General features: G+C 72.5%; 12 protein-coding genes. 2 read left to right on the top strand and 10 right to left on the bottom strand.

What is annotated here, in order from left to right; translation table 11 throughout:
- Positions 1–44: 44 nt before the first annotated feature.
- On the bottom strand, positions 45–1,418 hold the full coding sequence (locus AC2CHG_RS08660) for a glycosyl hydrolase family 18 protein (protein WP_355512214.1): 1,374 nt from the start codon (positions 1,416–1,418) through the stop codon (positions 45–47).
- A 142-nt stretch (positions 1,419–1,560) separates the two neighbouring features.
- On the opposite strand from AC2CHG_RS08660, the gene AC2CHG_RS08665 reads away from it, so the two are divergent.
- On the top strand, positions 1,561–2,805 hold the full coding sequence (locus AC2CHG_RS08665; protein WP_484524506.1) for an ROK family transcriptional regulator: 1,245 nt from the start codon (positions 1,561–1,563) through the stop codon (positions 2,803–2,805).
- A gap of 25 nt (positions 2,806–2,830) precedes the next feature.
- Here AC2CHG_RS08665 and AC2CHG_RS08670 read toward each other — a convergent pair whose 3' ends face one another.
- The 9 genes from AC2CHG_RS08670 to AC2CHG_RS08710 all read right to left on the bottom strand — a co-directional run bounded on the left by AC2CHG_RS08670 (position 2,831) and on the right by AC2CHG_RS08710 (position 13,346).
- On the bottom strand, positions 2,831–4,243 hold the full coding sequence (locus AC2CHG_RS08670) for a GH1 family beta-glucosidase (RefSeq protein ID WP_484524507.1): 1,413 nt from the start codon (positions 4,241–4,243) through the stop codon (positions 2,831–2,833).
- 40 nt (positions 4,244–4,283) lie between these two features.
- The gene (locus AC2CHG_RS08675) at positions 4,284–5,291 is read right to left on the bottom strand and encodes an ABC transporter ATP-binding protein (protein ID WP_484524508.1); all 1,008 of its coding nucleotides are present in this window, start codon (positions 5,289–5,291) and stop codon (positions 4,284–4,286) included.
- The gene (locus tag AC2CHG_RS08680) at positions 5,288–6,334 is read right to left on the bottom strand and encodes an ABC transporter permease (RefSeq protein WP_484524509.1); all 1,047 of its coding nucleotides are present in this window, start codon (positions 6,332–6,334) and stop codon (positions 5,288–5,290) included. Before AC2CHG_RS08680 ends, AC2CHG_RS08675 begins: the two co-directional genes overlap by 4 nt.
- Before the next feature lie 3 nt (positions 6,335–6,337).
- Entirely contained in the window at positions 6,338–7,315 is a 978-nt protein-coding gene (locus AC2CHG_RS08685) for an ABC transporter permease (RefSeq protein ID WP_262015225.1), read from the bottom strand.
- The gene (locus tag AC2CHG_RS08690) at positions 7,312–8,421 is read right to left on the bottom strand and encodes an ABC transporter ATP-binding protein (protein WP_484524510.1); all 1,110 of its coding nucleotides are present in this window, start codon (positions 8,419–8,421) and stop codon (positions 7,312–7,314) included. The genes AC2CHG_RS08685 and AC2CHG_RS08690 overlap by 4 nt, the downstream gene beginning before the upstream one ends.
- A gap of 86 nt (positions 8,422–8,507) precedes the next feature.
- Positions 8,508–10,184 carry an ABC transporter substrate-binding protein gene (locus tag AC2CHG_RS08695; protein ID WP_484524511.1) on the bottom strand — a complete coding sequence of 559 codons (1,677 nt, stop codon included), beginning with the start codon at positions 10,182–10,184 and terminating at the stop codon, positions 8,508–8,510.
- A 119-nt stretch (positions 10,185–10,303) separates the two neighbouring features.
- The gene (locus tag AC2CHG_RS08700) at positions 10,304–11,362 is read right to left on the bottom strand and encodes a LacI family DNA-binding transcriptional regulator (protein WP_484524512.1); all 1,059 of its coding nucleotides are present in this window, start codon (positions 11,360–11,362) and stop codon (positions 10,304–10,306) included.
- Positions 11,363–11,590: 228 nt separating this feature from the next.
- The gene (locus AC2CHG_RS08705) at positions 11,591–12,313 is read right to left on the bottom strand and encodes an FkbM family methyltransferase (protein WP_262015323.1); all 723 of its coding nucleotides are present in this window, start codon (positions 12,311–12,313) and stop codon (positions 11,591–11,593) included.
- Positions 12,314–12,965: 652 nt separating this feature from the next.
- Positions 12,966–13,346, bottom strand: coding sequence for a YccF domain-containing protein (locus AC2CHG_RS08710; RefSeq protein WP_262015221.1), 381 nt, complete (start codon positions 13,344–13,346; stop codon positions 12,966–12,968).
- Positions 13,347–13,483: 137 nt separating this feature from the next.
- On the opposite strand from AC2CHG_RS08710, the gene AC2CHG_RS08715 reads away from it, so the two are divergent.
- The gene (locus AC2CHG_RS08715; RefSeq protein WP_355512203.1) at positions 13,484–14,602 is read left to right on the top strand and encodes an FUSC family protein; all 1,119 of its coding nucleotides are present in this window, start codon (positions 13,484–13,486) and stop codon (positions 14,600–14,602) included.

Here is a 14,602-nt window from a genome sequence, read left to right on the forward strand (position 1 = left end):
CCCGCCGCGGGCCCCCGCCGGCCGGCGGGGCCCCGCGCCGCGTCTCAGCGGCCCTGCAACGAGCGGACGTTGTCGGCGAACGTCCAGCCCTTCGAGCCGTCCCAGTTGACCGACCAGGTCATCAGGCCCTTCAGGCGGCCCTGGTAGGTGTTCCACGCCTGGGCCACCAGTGCCGGGCTCATGTAGCCGCCGCCGGCGCCGACCTGCGCGGGCAGCCCGGGGACCTGACGGTCCAGCGGTACGCGGATGGTGGTGCCCTGCACGACCAGGCCGGTGTCGAGGCAGTTGGTCTGCGCGACGAAACCGGCCACCGTGCCGGCGGGGTACGAGTCACCGGCGCAGCCGTACATCGAGCCGTTGTAGTACTGCATGTTCAGCCACCACAGCCGCCCGTTGTCGGCGTACTTCTTGACGATCGGCAGGTACGCGCCCCAGATCGAGCCGTAGGTGACGCTGCCTCCGGTGACGTACGCGGTCTCCGGCGCCATGGTGAGCCCGAAGCCGGCCGGCATCTGGGCCAGCACCCCGTCGATGATCCGGATCAGGTTGGCCTGCGAGGGGGAGAGCTGGTTGATGTTCCCGCTGCCGGTCAGGCCGGTCTCGATGTCGATGTCGATGCCGTCGAAGTTGTGCCGCTTGAGGATCGGTACGACGGTGGCGACGAACCGGTCGGCGACGGCGCTGGAGCTGAGGTCGATGCCGGCGGTGGCGCCGCCGATGGACAGCAGCACGGTGAGCCCGGCGGCCTTGGCCTGGCACACCTGCGCGGGGGTGGGCACCTTGACGCCGGCGTCCATGCCGTCCTCCCAGAGCACTGTGCCGTCGGCGCGGATGACCGGGAACGCGGCGGTCACCACGTTGTAGCCGTGCCCGGTGATCCGGGAGTCGGTGACCGGGATCCAGCCGAGGCCGGGGTGTACGCCGTTCGCGGCGCCGTCCCAGTTCTCCCAGTAGCCCTGGAGCACCTTGCCGGCCGGCCGGGACCGCAGCGCGCAGGTGTCCCCGCCCGGCGTGGTCGGGCTGGACGACACAGTGGGCGTGGGCGTGGGCGTCCGCGTCGGGGAAGGGGAGGTGGAGGCGGAAGGGGTGGGCGACGGCGGCCGGGTGGTGGGGCTCGGCGACGGCGTGCCGCCGGTGCAGGCGCCGAGGTCGGTCCAGAGCGCCGGTACGGCAGCAGGGGTCCAGCCCGCGCCGGCCGGCGGGGTGTGCGTGACGAGCGCCTGGTAGAGCCGGCCGCCGTAGGTCGCGCGGCTGCCCGCGGTCCAGGTGACGCCCTCGGCCCAGGCCGGCGCGTCACACGCGACGAGCGCGCCGACGGCGCCGGTCGGTGTGGCGGCGGTGGCGGGCAGGGCAGCGGCGGTGGCGGCGAGCAGCGCGACGCCACCGAGCAGAGCGGTCATCCCACGTCCGAGTCGCATGACATACCTCCTCATCGATGCGCCGGAGGCTATCAGTTAACTTTGTTAAGTGTAAATGCGGCGTACCCTGTCACCACCCCGTTCAGGGCATGAAGCAGGAACGAAAGCCGCCGGCGGGCGGCCGGGAAGGACGGCGGCGGACGTGGACGCCAGACGCACCACGGTGCGCGACATGCGCCGGGCCAACAGGTCGGTCCTGCTGACCCGGATCTGGCTGGACGGCCCGCTCAGCCGGCACGAACTGGGCCAGTCCACCGCGCTGAGCCTGGCCAGCGTCAGCAACCTGGTCGGCGAGATGATCAACGAGGGTCTGGTCGAGGAGGCCGGCTCGGTCGAGTCCGACGGCGGCCGTCCCCGCGTGCTGCTGCGCGTCGCGCCCGGCTACGGCTACCTGGTCGGCGCCGACGTCGGCGAGACCCGCGTCCAGGTGGAGCTGTTCGACCTGAGCATGACCGCGTTGGCCAAGGCCGAGTACCCGATCGCCGCCGCCGACCCCGACCCCGAGCGGGTCGCCGCGCACCTGCGGCACGGCCTCGCCGCCGTCACCGAGCAGGCGGGCGTCGACCCGGCCGCGGTGCTCGGCTTCGGCGTCGCCGTCGCCGGCACCGTCGAGCGCACCGCCGACGCCGTCGTGCACGCCCAGACGCTCGGCTGGGACGGCGTGCCGCTCGGCGCGATGCTGCGCGCCGGCACCGACGTACCGGTGCACGTGGACAACGGCGCGAAGACGCTCGGCCAGGCCGAGATGTGGTTCGGCGCCGGCCGCGGCGTCCGGCACGCGGTGGTCGCCCTGGTCGGCTCCGGCGTCGGCGCGAGCGTGGTCGCCGACGGCGTCGGCTACCGCGGCGCGCACAGCAGCGCCGGGGAGTGGGGCCACACCACCATCGTGTACGGGGGCCGCCGCTGCCGCTGCGGCAACCTCGGCTGCCTGGAGGCGTACGTCGGGGCGGAGGCGGTGCTGGACCGGTTCCGCCAGGCCAACCGGGGCCGCCCGGCACCCGGCGCGGACGAGGAGACCGCCTTCGGTGAGCTGCTGCGCTCCACCGGCAGCACCGCCGCGAAGGTGATCGACGAGACGGTCGGCTACCTCGGTGCCGGGGTGGCGAACCTGGTCAACCTGTTCAACCCGGAGCGGGTGGTGCTCGGCGGCTGGGCCGGGCTGGCCCTGGGCGAACGGCACCTGCCCGCGATCCGTGAGGCGACCGCGCGGCACGCGCTGCGGCAGCCGTACGCGCAGACCTCGATCGAGCTGTGCCGGCTCGGACCGGACGCGGTCGCGATGGGCGCGGCCACCCTGCCGATGACCCGGCTGCTGCGCGACGGCGGCGTGGCCCGCGACCCGGCCGCCCGCCCGAGTCCGGCGTGGGGGCAAGGCCGGCGCCACTGACCGGCCCGGCCCCCACGCTGGAGCGTCAGCGTTCCCCGCGGACCCGCCGCACGGTGTCCCGGTACCACAGCGCGCTGCGCTTGGGAGTGCGGCGCTGCGTGTCGTAGTCGACCCGGACGATGCCGAACCGCTTGTCGTAGCCGTACGCCCACTCGAAGTTGTCCAGCAGCGACCAGGCGAAGTAGCCGCGTACGTCGGCGCCGGCCGCCCGGGCCCGGGCCACCGCCCGCAGGTGCTCGGTGAGGAAGCCGACCCGGTCGTCGTCGTTGACGAACCCGTCGGCGTCCGGCTCGTCGTCGAACGCGGCGCCGTTCTCGGTGATCACCATGGGCGTGCCCGGGTAGTCGCGGTGCAGGCGGACCAGCAGGTCGGTGAAGGACTCCGGCACGATCTCCCAGTCCATCGCGGTACGTGGCAGGTCACGGCGGACCACCCGGCGTACCGGATTGCCGTCGTCGTCGCGGTCCCGGCCCTGCTCGTCCACGCCGGAGTGCAGCTGCCCGAAGTAGTAGTTGACCCCGAGCACGTCGATGGGGGTGGCGATGACGTCCAGGTCGCCGTCCTCGACGGGGATGCGTACCCCCTCGGCGGCCAGGTCCGCGATCACGTCCTGCGGGTACTCCCCGCGCAGCACCGGGTCGAGGTACAGCCGGTTGGCCAGCCCGTCGGCGGCCCGCGCCGCGTCCCGGTCCGCAGCGCTGTCGGTCGCCGGGTCGGCGGTGGACAGGTTCAGCGTCAGGCCCAGCTCGATCGGGGAGCGGGCCGCCTCGCGCAGCCGCCGCGTCGCCAGCCCGTGCCCGAGCAGCAGGTGGTGGGCCGCGGCGATGCCGTCACCAAGGTTCCGCCGGCCCGGAGCGTGGTCGCCGTAGGCGTACCCGAGCATCGCCGAGCACCACGGCTCGTTGAGCGTGGTCCAGGTGCGGACCCGGTCGCCGAGCGCGGCGAAGACCAGCTCCGCGTAGTCGGCGAACCGGTACGCGGTGTCCCGGTTCGGCCAGCCGCCCGCGTCCTCCAGTTCCTGCGGCAGGTCCCAGTGGTAGAGCGTCACCCACGGCTCGACGCCCCGGCCGAGCAGCTCGTCCACCAGCCGGTCGTAGAAGGCCAGCCCGGCCACGTTCGCCGGGCCGCGCCCGCCCGGCTGCACCCGCGGCCAGGCCACCGAGAACCGGTACGTGTCCAGTCCCAGGTCGGCGATGAGCGCGACGTCCTGCGGCATCCGGTGGTAGTGGTCGCACGCCACGTCGCCGTTGTCGCCGTTCGCCACCGCGCCCGGCACCCGGCAGAACGTGTCCCAGATGGACGGGGTGCGGCCGTCGGAGGCCACCGCGCCCTCGATCTGGTACGACGACGTCGCCACCCCCCACCGGAAGGTCGGCGGCAGCGTGTCGATCGGGTCCGCGCCGGCGACCGGCGACGGGCGGGTGAGATCGGTGTCCATGGTTCTCCTCGCGGGTAGCGGGTGGTGGTGTTCGGGCGGGTCAGCGGGACAGGGGCGCGACGGCCGGGTGCAGCCGGCACGCGACGGCCCGCGCCGGGTCGTCGACGCGCGGGGCGCCGAGCACCGGCACCTGCTCGTCGCACCCGTCGAACGCCTTCGGGCAGCGGGGATGGAACGCGCAGCCGGACGGCATGGCGCGCAGGTCCGGTGGGGAGCCGGGGATGCCGGTCAGCTCGCGGCGCGGTCCGTGCAGCGCCGGGAACGAGTGCAGCAACCCCTCGGTGTACGGGTGCAGCGGTTCCCGGTACAGCCGGGCGGCGGGGGCCTCCTCGACGATCCGGCCGCCGTACATGATCGCGATCCGGTCGGAGAACTCGACAAGCAGCGACAGGTCGTGGGTGATGAACAGCACCGCGAAGCCGAGGCGTTCGCGCAGCTCGGCGAGCTGGCCGAGGATCTGCCGCTGCATCACCACGTCCAGCGCGGTGGTCGGCTCGTCCATGATGACCACCTGCGGTTGCAGCGCCAGCGCCATCGCGATCATGACCCGTTGCCGCATGCCGCCGGAGAGCTGGTGCGGGTAGCTGTCCAGCCGGTCGGCGGAGATGCCGACCAGGCGCAGCAGATCCTTGGCCCGGGCCGACCGGCTCGCCGCCGTGCTCTTCGGCTCGTGTGCCCGGATCACGTCGAGCAGTTGGGTGGAGACCTTGTGCACCGGGTTCAGCGAGTTCATCGCGCCCTGGAACACGATCGACGTCTCCGCCCAGCGGAACGCGCGCAGCTTCGCCGGGCTGAGCGTGAGCACGTCGACCGGCGGGCCGTCGGCCGGGTGGTAGATGACCTGGCCGCCGCTGACCACGCCGGGCGGGGGCAGCAGCCGGGTCAGCCCGTAGGCGAGCGTGGACTTGCCGCTGCCGCTCTCCCCGGCCAGGCCGAGCACCTCGCCGCGGTGCAGCGTCAGGTCGACGTCGCGGACCGCCCGGACCGCGTCCGCGCCGACGCCGTAGTCGACGCACAGCCCGCGGATCTCCAGCACCTGGTCGCTCATGAGGTCGCGTCCTCTCGGATGGGGTCCGCCGGCCGCTGCATCGGGACCGGCGCCGGGTTCGGCGCGAGGACCGGGGTGAATCCGACGCGCATCGCGACGGTGCGCCCGTCGGCGGTACGGATCCGGGTCCGGCCGCCGGTGCGCAGCCGAGGGCTGACGAACTCGTCGATGCCGAAGTTGATCAGCGCCAGCGCGGTGCCGAGCAGCGCGATGGCCAGCCCGGCCGGGACGAACCACCACCAGGCGCCCTGCGCCAGCGCCTGCTGTCCCTGCGCCCAGAACAGGATCGTGCCCCAGTTCCACGGCGACACCGACGAGACGCCGATGAACGCCAGGGTGATCTCCGACATCACCGCGAAGATGACGGTGCCGACGAAGCCGGAGGCGATGATCGCGGTCAGGTTGGGCAGGATCTCGAAGCCGATGATCCGCCAGGTCCGCTCGCCGGTGGCCCGTGCCGCCTCGACGTAGTCGCGGCGGCGCAACGACAGCGTCTGGGCGCGCAGCACCCGGGCGCCCCACGCCCACGACGTGAGGCCGATGATGAGCGCCACGAGCATGTCGCTGGCCTGGTCGACCAGGGACGTGACGATGATGATCAGCGGCAGCGCCGGGATCACCAGGAACACGTTCGACACCGCCGACAGGCCCTCGTCGGCTGCGCCGCCCAGGTAGCCGGCGGTCACGCCGATGAGGACGGACAGGATCGTGGCGAGCACGCCGGCGATCAGGCCGACCACCATCACGCTGCGCGCGCCGACCAGGATCTGGCTGAAGATGTCCTGCCCGAGGTGGGTGGTGCCGAACCAGTGCCGGGCCGAGGGCGCCTGGAGCACGTCGGCGCTGCGGGCGTCCGGGTCGTACGGCGCGATCCACGGCCCGATCACCGCCAGGAGCACGTACACCCCGAGGACGGCGAGGCCGGTCGCGGCCTTGGCGTTTGCGACGAAGCGGAACCGGCGGCGGCGGGCCCGGGCCGACGGCTGCGCCATCGCCCCCTGGCCGGGGATGACCTGCTCGATGCTGGACGGGGAGAGTGTCATCGCTCAGCTCCTTCGGGTCCGCGGGTCGAGGAGCAGGTACGCCACATCGGCGAGCAGGTTCGCCACCAGCACGGAGATCGTGATGATCAGGAAGATGCCCTGCATCAGCGGGTAGTCCTTCGATCCCACCGCCTGGAAGAGCTGGAACCCCAGACCCGGGTACGAGAAGACGATCTCCACGAGCAGCGTGCCGCCGACGATGAAACCGAGCGACAGCGCGAACCCGGACACGTTGGGAAGCAGCGCGTTGCGGGCGGCGTAGCTGAGCGCCACCCGGCGCTCGGACAGCCCCTTGGCGTGCGCCACGGTGATGTAGTCCTCGCTGGCGACGGTCACCATCATGTTGCGCATGCTGAGGATCCAGCCGCTCATCGACGACACCAGGATGGTCGCCGCGGGCAGGATGCTGTGCTGGATCGCGCTCGGCACGAAGTACGCGTCGAACGCCGGCACCAGGCCCGGCTCGTAGCCGCCGGAGGAGGGGAAGAAGCTGCCCGGTCCGGCGAACAGCGCGATCGCGACCAGGCCCAGCCAGAAGTACGGGATCGAGGACAGGAACGTGGTGGCCGGCAGCAGCCCGTCGATCCACGAGCCGCGCCGCCAGCCGGCGCCGACGCCGAGCGCGGTGCCGAGCAGGAAGCTGACGATCGTGGTGACGCCGACCAGGCCGACCGTCCACGGCAGGCTGCTCCCGATCACCTCCGACACCGGGGCGGGGAAGAACGTGAACGACAGGCCCAGGTCGCCGCGCAGGAGCTGCCCCCAGTAGGCGACGTACTGCTCCCACAGCGAACGGTCGGAGTCCAGCCCGAACAGCACCCGCAGCGACGCGATCGCGTCGGCGCTGATCCGGCCCTGGTTGCGGGAGATCAGCGACTGCACCGGGTCGCCGGGCACCATCCGCGGGATGAAGAAGTTGAGCGTGATCGCCGCCCAGGCGGTGAACAGGTAGAAGGCCACGCGTTGCAGGAGGAACCTCATCGGGCCGCCTCCGTTCCGGCTGCGGCCACGTCGGTTCCGGTCCTCGCCGCCGCCACGGTCTCGACGTCGTACAGCCAGCAGGCCGCCCAGTGGCCCGGCGCGTCGTCGACCGGGATCGGCGGCGGCAGGTCGGTGGCGCAGCGCGGCATGGCCGCCGGGCAGCGCGGGTGGAACCGGCACCCGGCCGGCGGGCGGATCAGGCTGGGCGGCTCGCCGTGCCCCCGCTCACCCGCCGCCGCGCCGTCGCCGCCCGCGCCGGTGATCCGCTCCGGGTCCGGCGCCGATTCGATCAGCAACCGGGTGTACGGGTGGGCCGGGCGCTGGGTGACCGTCTCGCTGTCGCCGCCCTCGACCATCCGCCCGGCGTACATGACGATCGTCTCGTCGGCGAAGTAGCGGGCCGAGGCGATGTCGTGGGTGATGTAGAGGATCGCCAGGTCGAGCCGGTCCTTGAGGTCCTGGAGCAGGTTGAGCACGCCGAGGCGGATCGACACGTCGAGCATGGACACCGGCTCGTCGGCGAGCAGCACCTCGGGGTCGGCGCCGAGCGCCCGCGCGATCGCGACGCGCTGGCGCTGCCCGCCGGACAGCTCGTGCGGGAACGCGTCCAGGTAACGCTCCGGCGGGGTGAGCGCGACCCGGGTCAGCAGGTCGGCGAGCGCCTTCTCCAGCCCGTCCGGCCCGGTCCCGGCGTTGCCGTGGATGCGCAGCGACCGGGTCAGGTGATAGCGGACCGTGTGCACCGGGTTCAGCGAGGCGAACGGGTCCTGCAGGATCAGCTGCACCCGGCGCACGTACGCCCGGAACCGGCGCCCGCCGCGTACCCGGGTCGATTCGCCGTGCAGCCGGATGTCGCCGGCGGTGCGCGGGTAGAGCTGGGCCAGCAGCCGGGCCACAGTGGACTTCCCCGAGCCGGACTCGCCGACGAGCGCTGTCACCCGGCCACGGCGCAGCGCGATCGATACGTCGTCGACGGCGTGCACCACCGCCGGGGTGCGGGAGAGGAGGTCACGCAGCCGCCGGCGGACGGGGAAGTGCTTGGTCAGGCCGACGGCCTCCAGCACCACCTCGTCGGCCGGCGCCGGTGCGCTCTCGGTCAACGTCATGCCGCATTCCTGTCTGGGGTTGCCGAAGCGAGGGGCGGGCGCCGCCGGCCCGGCCGGGCGATCGTGGCCGGGCCGGCGGCACCGGGTCAGCCGTTGGCCGGCTTGAGGTGCAGCACCACGTCCACCGCGTTGGGCTGGGTGGGCTGGAGAGCGCCGTACGGGTTCGAGTCGTCCGGCCAGCCGGTCCAGTTCTTCGTGCTGTACGCGCCGCCGATGTTGTCCGCGCCGACCGGGATCATCGGCATCTGCTCGACGAAGATCTTCTGCAGGGTGGCCAGCGCGGTGGTACGGGCGGCGTCGTCGGTGGCGTTGGCGTACGACACCAGCGCGTCGGTGGCCTCCTTGCTCTGGAACCGGCCGAAGTTACCCGCCGGGGAGGCGGTGCCGACCGGCTTGAGCACGCGGCCGTCCATGATGGTCCGGTAGATGTCGTACGGCGTGGCGCCGCTCTCGGTCCACCGGAACGTGGCCTCGAAGTTGCCCTGCTCGACGTTGCGGAACCAGGCGTCCTGGTTGGCCTTGTCGACGGTGGCCGCGATGCCGATCTTCGCCAGGTTGCCCTTCACGATCTCCAGGCTGGTCTGGTAGTCGGACCAGCCGGCCGGGTCGGTGAGCCGGATCGTGACCGGCTTGCCGCTGCGGTCCTTCAGCGTGGTGCCGTCGAGCTTGTAGCCGGCGCCGGTGAGCAGCGCCTTGGCGCCCTCGACGTCGACCTTGTGCTCCTGGCCCTTGTACTCGGGTGCGATGAACGAGTCACCGGCCGGGCTGGGCAGGCCGGTCACGCTCTTGACCTCGGGGTGGAAGTAGCCGGCCTCGGCGGTGGTGAAGATGTCCGCCCGGTCGATCACCATGTTCATCGCCTTGCGCAGCGTCGGGTCGTCGAACGGCTTCTTCGTGGTGTTCAGGTAGAGGCCGTGGATGCCCAGCACCGGCGGCGCCCACATCTTGTGGTTCTTCTGGTCCTTCGCCACGAACACGGTCTGGTAGTTCGGGATGAAGACGAAGCTCCACTCCGACTCGCCGTTGGCGAGCGCGGTGGTCTGCGCGCTGTTGTCGGTGTACGACGTGTACCGCAGCTCCTTGACCTTCGGCGCGTCCTGCCAGTAGCCGCTGTCGCGTACCGCGAGCGTCATGCTCGCCGGGGTGAACGACTTCAGCGTGTACGGGCCGCTGCCGACCGGCTGCTTCACCGGGTCGGTGGCCGGGTCGGCGATCTTCTCCCACAGGTGCTTCGGCACGATCGGCACCCGCCACAGCACCTTCTGCTGGTTGACGAACTGCGGGCTGGCCATCGAGATGGTGACCTCGTTGCCGCTGGCCACGGCGTCGGTGTACGGCACGCCCTGGTCGTTGAGGGCCGGGAACTTCTTCACCAGGTTGTAGGTGAACGCGACGTCCTCGGCGGTGACCTTCTGCCCGTCGGACCAGGTGGCGTTCTCCCGGATGGTCACCTTGACCGTCTTGTAGTCCGACGACCACTCGGCCTTGGTGGCCAGCCACGGCTTGAACGGCTCGGCCGGCTTGACCGGGTTCCACATCATCAGCGGCTCGTAGATCTGCCAGCGGTAGCCGAGCGACGCGGCGGCCGAGGTGGTGAGGAACGGGTTGTTGTTCTCCGCCTGCGGGCCGTTGGGCATGCCGACGTTCAGCACTGTCGCGGCCTGGCCGCTCTTCTTGTTGGCGTTCGGGCTGTCGCCGCAGGCGGCGGCGCCGGTGACCATCGCGCCGGCCAGCGCGAGGGCGAGGAGTTGCCGTCTTCTCATGGAGGTCTCCCTCGGTGGTCCCGCATTCGTCGGGCGGGATGTGGTGGATGGAGGGTGTGCGGTGGTGCCACCGGCGGGCGGGCCCGCCGGCGTGGTCGCCGGTACGGCGGGGGGTGGGGTCAGGTGTCGCGGGTGCCCGTCGGCTCCCGCGCGTCTGTCGAGTCCGGTGCGGTCGGGTCGCTTGTGGCCGTCGAGTCGCGGGCGGTGAAGCCGGTGGGGATGACGGTCGGGGTGTCCGGCAGCGGCGTGCCGGCGAGGTGGCCGATGAGCAGGCGGGCCGCGGCCGTACCCATCTCCCGCAGCGGTTGGCGCACGGAGCTCAGCGGAGGGTGGGTGTGCCCGGCCAGCGGAAGGTCGTCGAAGCCGACCACCGCCACGTCCTGCGGGACGCGCCGCCCGGCGTCGCGCAGCGCCTGCAACGCCCCGGCCGCCGACAGGTCGTTGTGTGCGAAGACGGCGTCGAACGGTACGCCGTCGGCGAGCAGCCGCCGCACCGCCGCGCGCCCGCACTCGAAGGTGAAGTCGCCCTCCACCACCCGGTCCGGCTCGACCGGCACGCCCGCGTCGGCGTAGGCGCCGGCGAACCCGGCGAGCCGTTCCCGGGTGCAGCCGAAGCGGCGCAGGCCGGTGACGACGAGCGGCCGGCGCCGGCCGAGTGCCAGCAGGTGCGTGGCGGCGGCCCGCGCGCCCGCCTCGTTCGTGGTCCGCACCGACGGGAAGCCGGGCTGGTGGCCCCGGTCGTCGATGAGGATCACCGGCAGGCCGCGCCGGTGCAGCTCGGTGATGTAGTCGAGCGTCCCCTCGGGTTCGACAACGAGCAGGCCGTCGAACGACTTGGCCGAGACCTGGGAGGCGAACCGGCGCATCGACTCGTCGCCGTGGGTGCAGGTGAACAGCAGCATGCCGTAGCCGGCGGCCTCGACCACGTCGGCCGCGCCCTGGAGCACCTCGCCCATCCAGGGCCAGGTCAGCGCCGGGACCAGCATCCCGACCACCCGGGTACGGCCTCGGGCCAGCCCGACCGCGCGGGCGCTCGGCACGTACCCGAGGTCGCTGATCACGGCGCGGACCCGGTCGGCGGTGCGCATGTGCACCTCGCCCTTGCCGTTCAGCACCCGGGAGACCGTCGTCTTGCTCACCCCGGCGCGGGTGGCGACGTCGGCGATGGTGATCGGCACGTGACGCTCCCGGGTCGCAGGGATGAGCGGGGTGTTTCGGAACCGGTTGCGGAAGCGGTTCCGTGGCAGTCAATCCAAGTGGCGCGGCTCACGTCAATCACAGATGAGTAACGATGCACTGCTAAGTTCGAGCCTTGAAAAAAGTGCCCGGGCTGCGTCTCCGCCGATCACGGCGATGAGCAGGGTCGATGCCTTGGTTCTCCGTCGACGGCAGTCCGAAATGGACGCTCAGGGGCGGGCGTACACGTCCCCGGAGTTGGCCTCGTCCGGCAGCGTGCGCAGGTACGCGGCCACAGCGGCGGCCTGACGCCAGCCGGGCAGCGCGAACTCCATCTCGTCACCGATCGCCACGGTGAACCGGGTGAAGCCGAGCGCGGTGAGCCGGTCCAGGCAGCGCGCCGCCGCCACCCGCGCGATGGTGGTGAACTCGAACGACAGCGCCGGGACCGGCCGGCTCAGCCCGGCCAGTACGGCGTCCTCGAAGCCCTCCACGTCGATCTTCACGAACGCCGGAACGCCGTACGCGGCCACGAGTACGTCCAGCGTGGTGCCGGGCACCACGATCTGCGCGTCCCAGGTCTCGCCCGCCCAGCCGGGCGCCCCGTCGGCGGCGCGGACGAACCCGGGGGAGGCGGTGGAGACCGTCGGGTTGGCCGAGTTCACGTGCAGTCGCACCGGCCCGGCGGTACGCCCGCAGGCCGCCTCCACCACTGTCACGCCGTCGTCGCCCGCGTGCATCTCGCGCAGTACCCGGGCGCACAGCGGCTGCGGCTCGACCGCCACCACGCGCGCACCGAGACGGCGGAAGCTGCCCAGCCGGTCGCCCACGTGCGCGCCCACGTCGAAGACCAGGTCGCCGGCGCGGACCAGCGGGGCGTAGAACGCGTCGAGGGCGGCCTCGCGTGCCGGGTCGCCGTGATAGAAGTCCAGCGACCGGCGCAGACCGGACATCGCCGGGTCCGCCTTGAGCGCCTCGATCACCCCGTCCCGCACCCCTCGACGCTAGCCAGCGCCGCGCTGGTGCGAGCCGCATTCGCATCCTTCCCGCCGCCGAGGTGGGGCGATCACCCCATCCTCCTAGGATGCCGTAAGGGTGGCGAGGCCGGTCGCTCACGGCGAACAGGGAGCTGGCCGCCACCACGGGAAGGGGGCTGGTCTCGCGGCCAGCTGGGGCCTCATTGCGGCTGCGGCGCTGACGTTCGCGCTTCGCTCGGGACCTGCGCGATCTTGGTACGAAAAGGCCCTCAGGGGGGCCACTTCGTACCAAGATCTTCATGCCGTCCCGCGTCGCGGGACACTGGTCCCGGTGGCCGAGATCGTGGCGGGTCGTCCTCGGCCGCGAACGTCAAGTCGCCGTGCGACCGTGGTGCGACTGGAACGCCATGGGTGCCAAACAGGGCCGGAGACACCCATGGCGTTCCAGTGGCCGGTGAATCCCCCGTGGCGGGGAGAGGTGGACGGGGCGCAGGGGAACGGCCGCGCCGACGGTCGGCCCGTGGGCCACGTCGACTGTTGACGGTCAGCCGCGCCTATTGCTGACGGTCAGCCCTGCCGACCGCCAGCGGTCAGCCGGAACGGCGAGGCGGCCGGACCGCCTACGCGGTTACGGCGTTTCGACGACCTCCTGGCCGAGCGGCCACAGCGCCGCCGGGACCAGCTTGAAGTTCGCCACCCCGAACGGGATGCCGATGATCGTCACGCAGAGCGCGATGCCGGCGAGGATGTGCGACAGGGCCAGCCACCAGCCGGCCAGCACCACCCAGAGCACGTTCGCCAGGCCGGAGGGCAGCCCGGCGCCCGGCTTGCGCACGATCGTGCGGCCGAACGGCCACAGCGAGTACGACGCGAGCCGCAGCGAGGCCACGCCGAAGGGGATGGTGACGACGAGGACGAAGCAGATCAGGGCGGCGATGCCGTAGCCCAGGGCCAGGACGAAGCCGCCGCCGAAGACGAGCCACAGCAGGTTCAGCAGAAAGCGGATCACCACTCCATGATCCCTCGCGTCCGCAAGCGCGTGGCGGCGTGGGAATACTGGCGTGAGTGCCGGGTAGAGGAGGGCGTGATCGAGCCCGAGCCCTCGTGCCTGTGGTGCCCGGGCAGGCGGGCGGTGCGGTGACCCCCGTGGCTCCGGCGGCGCGCCGCGAGATCCGGGAGGCGTACGAGCGGCTGCGCCGGTACTTCATCGTGGCTCTCCAGGCCGGTCTGGCCGCCGGTCTGGCCTGGTACGTGGCGAGCACGCTGCTCAAGAACCCGCAGCCGCTGTTCGCGCCGGCGGCTGCGGTGGGCACCATCGCCGCGGCGATCGGCAACCGGATCCGCCGTACCGCCGAACTGCTCGGCGGTGTGATCGTCGGCGTGCTGGTCGGCGACCTGATCATCAAGCTGATCGGGGCCGGTCCGGTGCAGACCGGCCTGGTGGTCGCGCTGGCGATCTCGCTGGCGGTGGTGATCCGGGGCAACGGCGCCGTGATGGTGCAGGCCGGCAGCACCGCTGTGCTGCTGGGCACCGTGGAGCCCAACGCGCCCGACCTGGCCGTGCCGCGTACCGCGAACGCGCTGGTGGGCGGCGCGGTGGCGGTGGTGGTGGCGCTGCTGCTGTTGCCGTTGAACCCGGTCCGGGTGGTGCACCGCGCGGCCGGGCCCACGCTGGACCTGTTCGCCAACGAGCTGACGGCCACGGCGAACGCGCTCACCGCCCGGGACGCCGGGGAGGCCGAGGGGGCGCTGCGTCGCCTGGAGGCGGCCGAGGTCGAGCGGAAACAGACCACCGAGATCGTCGCGGCGGCCCGCGAGGTGACGTCGCTGTCACCGTGGCGGTGGCGGCGACGGGCCCAGTTGCGCCGCTACGAGAACGCGGGCGCCCACCTGGAGCTGGCGTACACGAACAGCCGCAACATGGTGCGCCGGGTGGTGGCGTTGCTGGAGGCCGGGGAGCCGGTTCCGGCGGCCCTGCCGGCCGGGGTCGAGGCGTTCGGGCAGTCGCTGCGGCTGCTGCACCGGGACTTCCTGGCCGGGCGGCCGCCGGACATCGCGCGGGCGCGGGCGCGGGACGCCGCGCGGGAGGCCGGCCGGGCGCGTGCCGCCGGTCTGGGTTTCTCCGGCACGATCGTGGCCTCGCAGCTGCTCATCGTGGTCGGCGAGTTGCTCCGGGCATCGGGCATGACCAAGATCGAGGCGGACCGGATGGCCGGCGTCTGCGAGCATCGCCCGGACTCCCGTCCGGACCCAAACGACCGTTAA

Source organism: Micromonospora sp. ATLC20, from assembly GCF_057196585.1.

What these genes read in the sequence shown, in the direction of transcription:
- AC2CHG_RS08660 (WP_355512214.1), bottom strand. Translation starts at nt 1,418, where the DNA reads ATGCGACTCGGACGTGGGATGACCGCTCTGCTCGGTGGCGTCGCGCTG.
- AC2CHG_RS08670 (WP_484524507.1), bottom strand. Translation starts at nt 4,243, where the DNA reads ATGGACACCGATCTCACCCGCCCGTCGCCGGTCGCCGGCGCGGACCCG.
- AC2CHG_RS08675 (WP_484524508.1), bottom strand. Translation starts at nt 5,291, where the DNA reads ATGAGCGACCAGGTGCTGGAGATCCGCGGGCTGTGCGTCGACTACGGC.
- AC2CHG_RS08680 (WP_484524509.1), bottom strand. Translation starts at nt 6,334, where the DNA reads ATGACACTCTCCCCGTCCAGCATCGAGCAGGTCATCCCCGGCCAGGGG.
- AC2CHG_RS08685 (WP_262015225.1), bottom strand. Translation starts at nt 7,315, where the DNA reads ATGAGGTTCCTCCTGCAACGCGTGGCCTTCTACCTGTTCACCGCCTGG.
- AC2CHG_RS08690 (WP_484524510.1), bottom strand. Translation starts at nt 8,421, where the DNA reads ATGACGTTGACCGAGAGCGCACCGGCGCCGGCCGACGAGGTGGTGCTG.
- AC2CHG_RS08695 (WP_484524511.1), bottom strand. Translation starts at nt 10,184, where the DNA reads ATGAGAAGACGGCAACTCCTCGCCCTCGCGCTGGCCGGCGCGATGGTC.
- AC2CHG_RS08705 (WP_262015323.1), bottom strand. Translation starts at nt 12,313, where the DNA reads ATGTCCGGTCTGCGCCGGTCGCTGGACTTCTATCACGGCGACCCGGCA.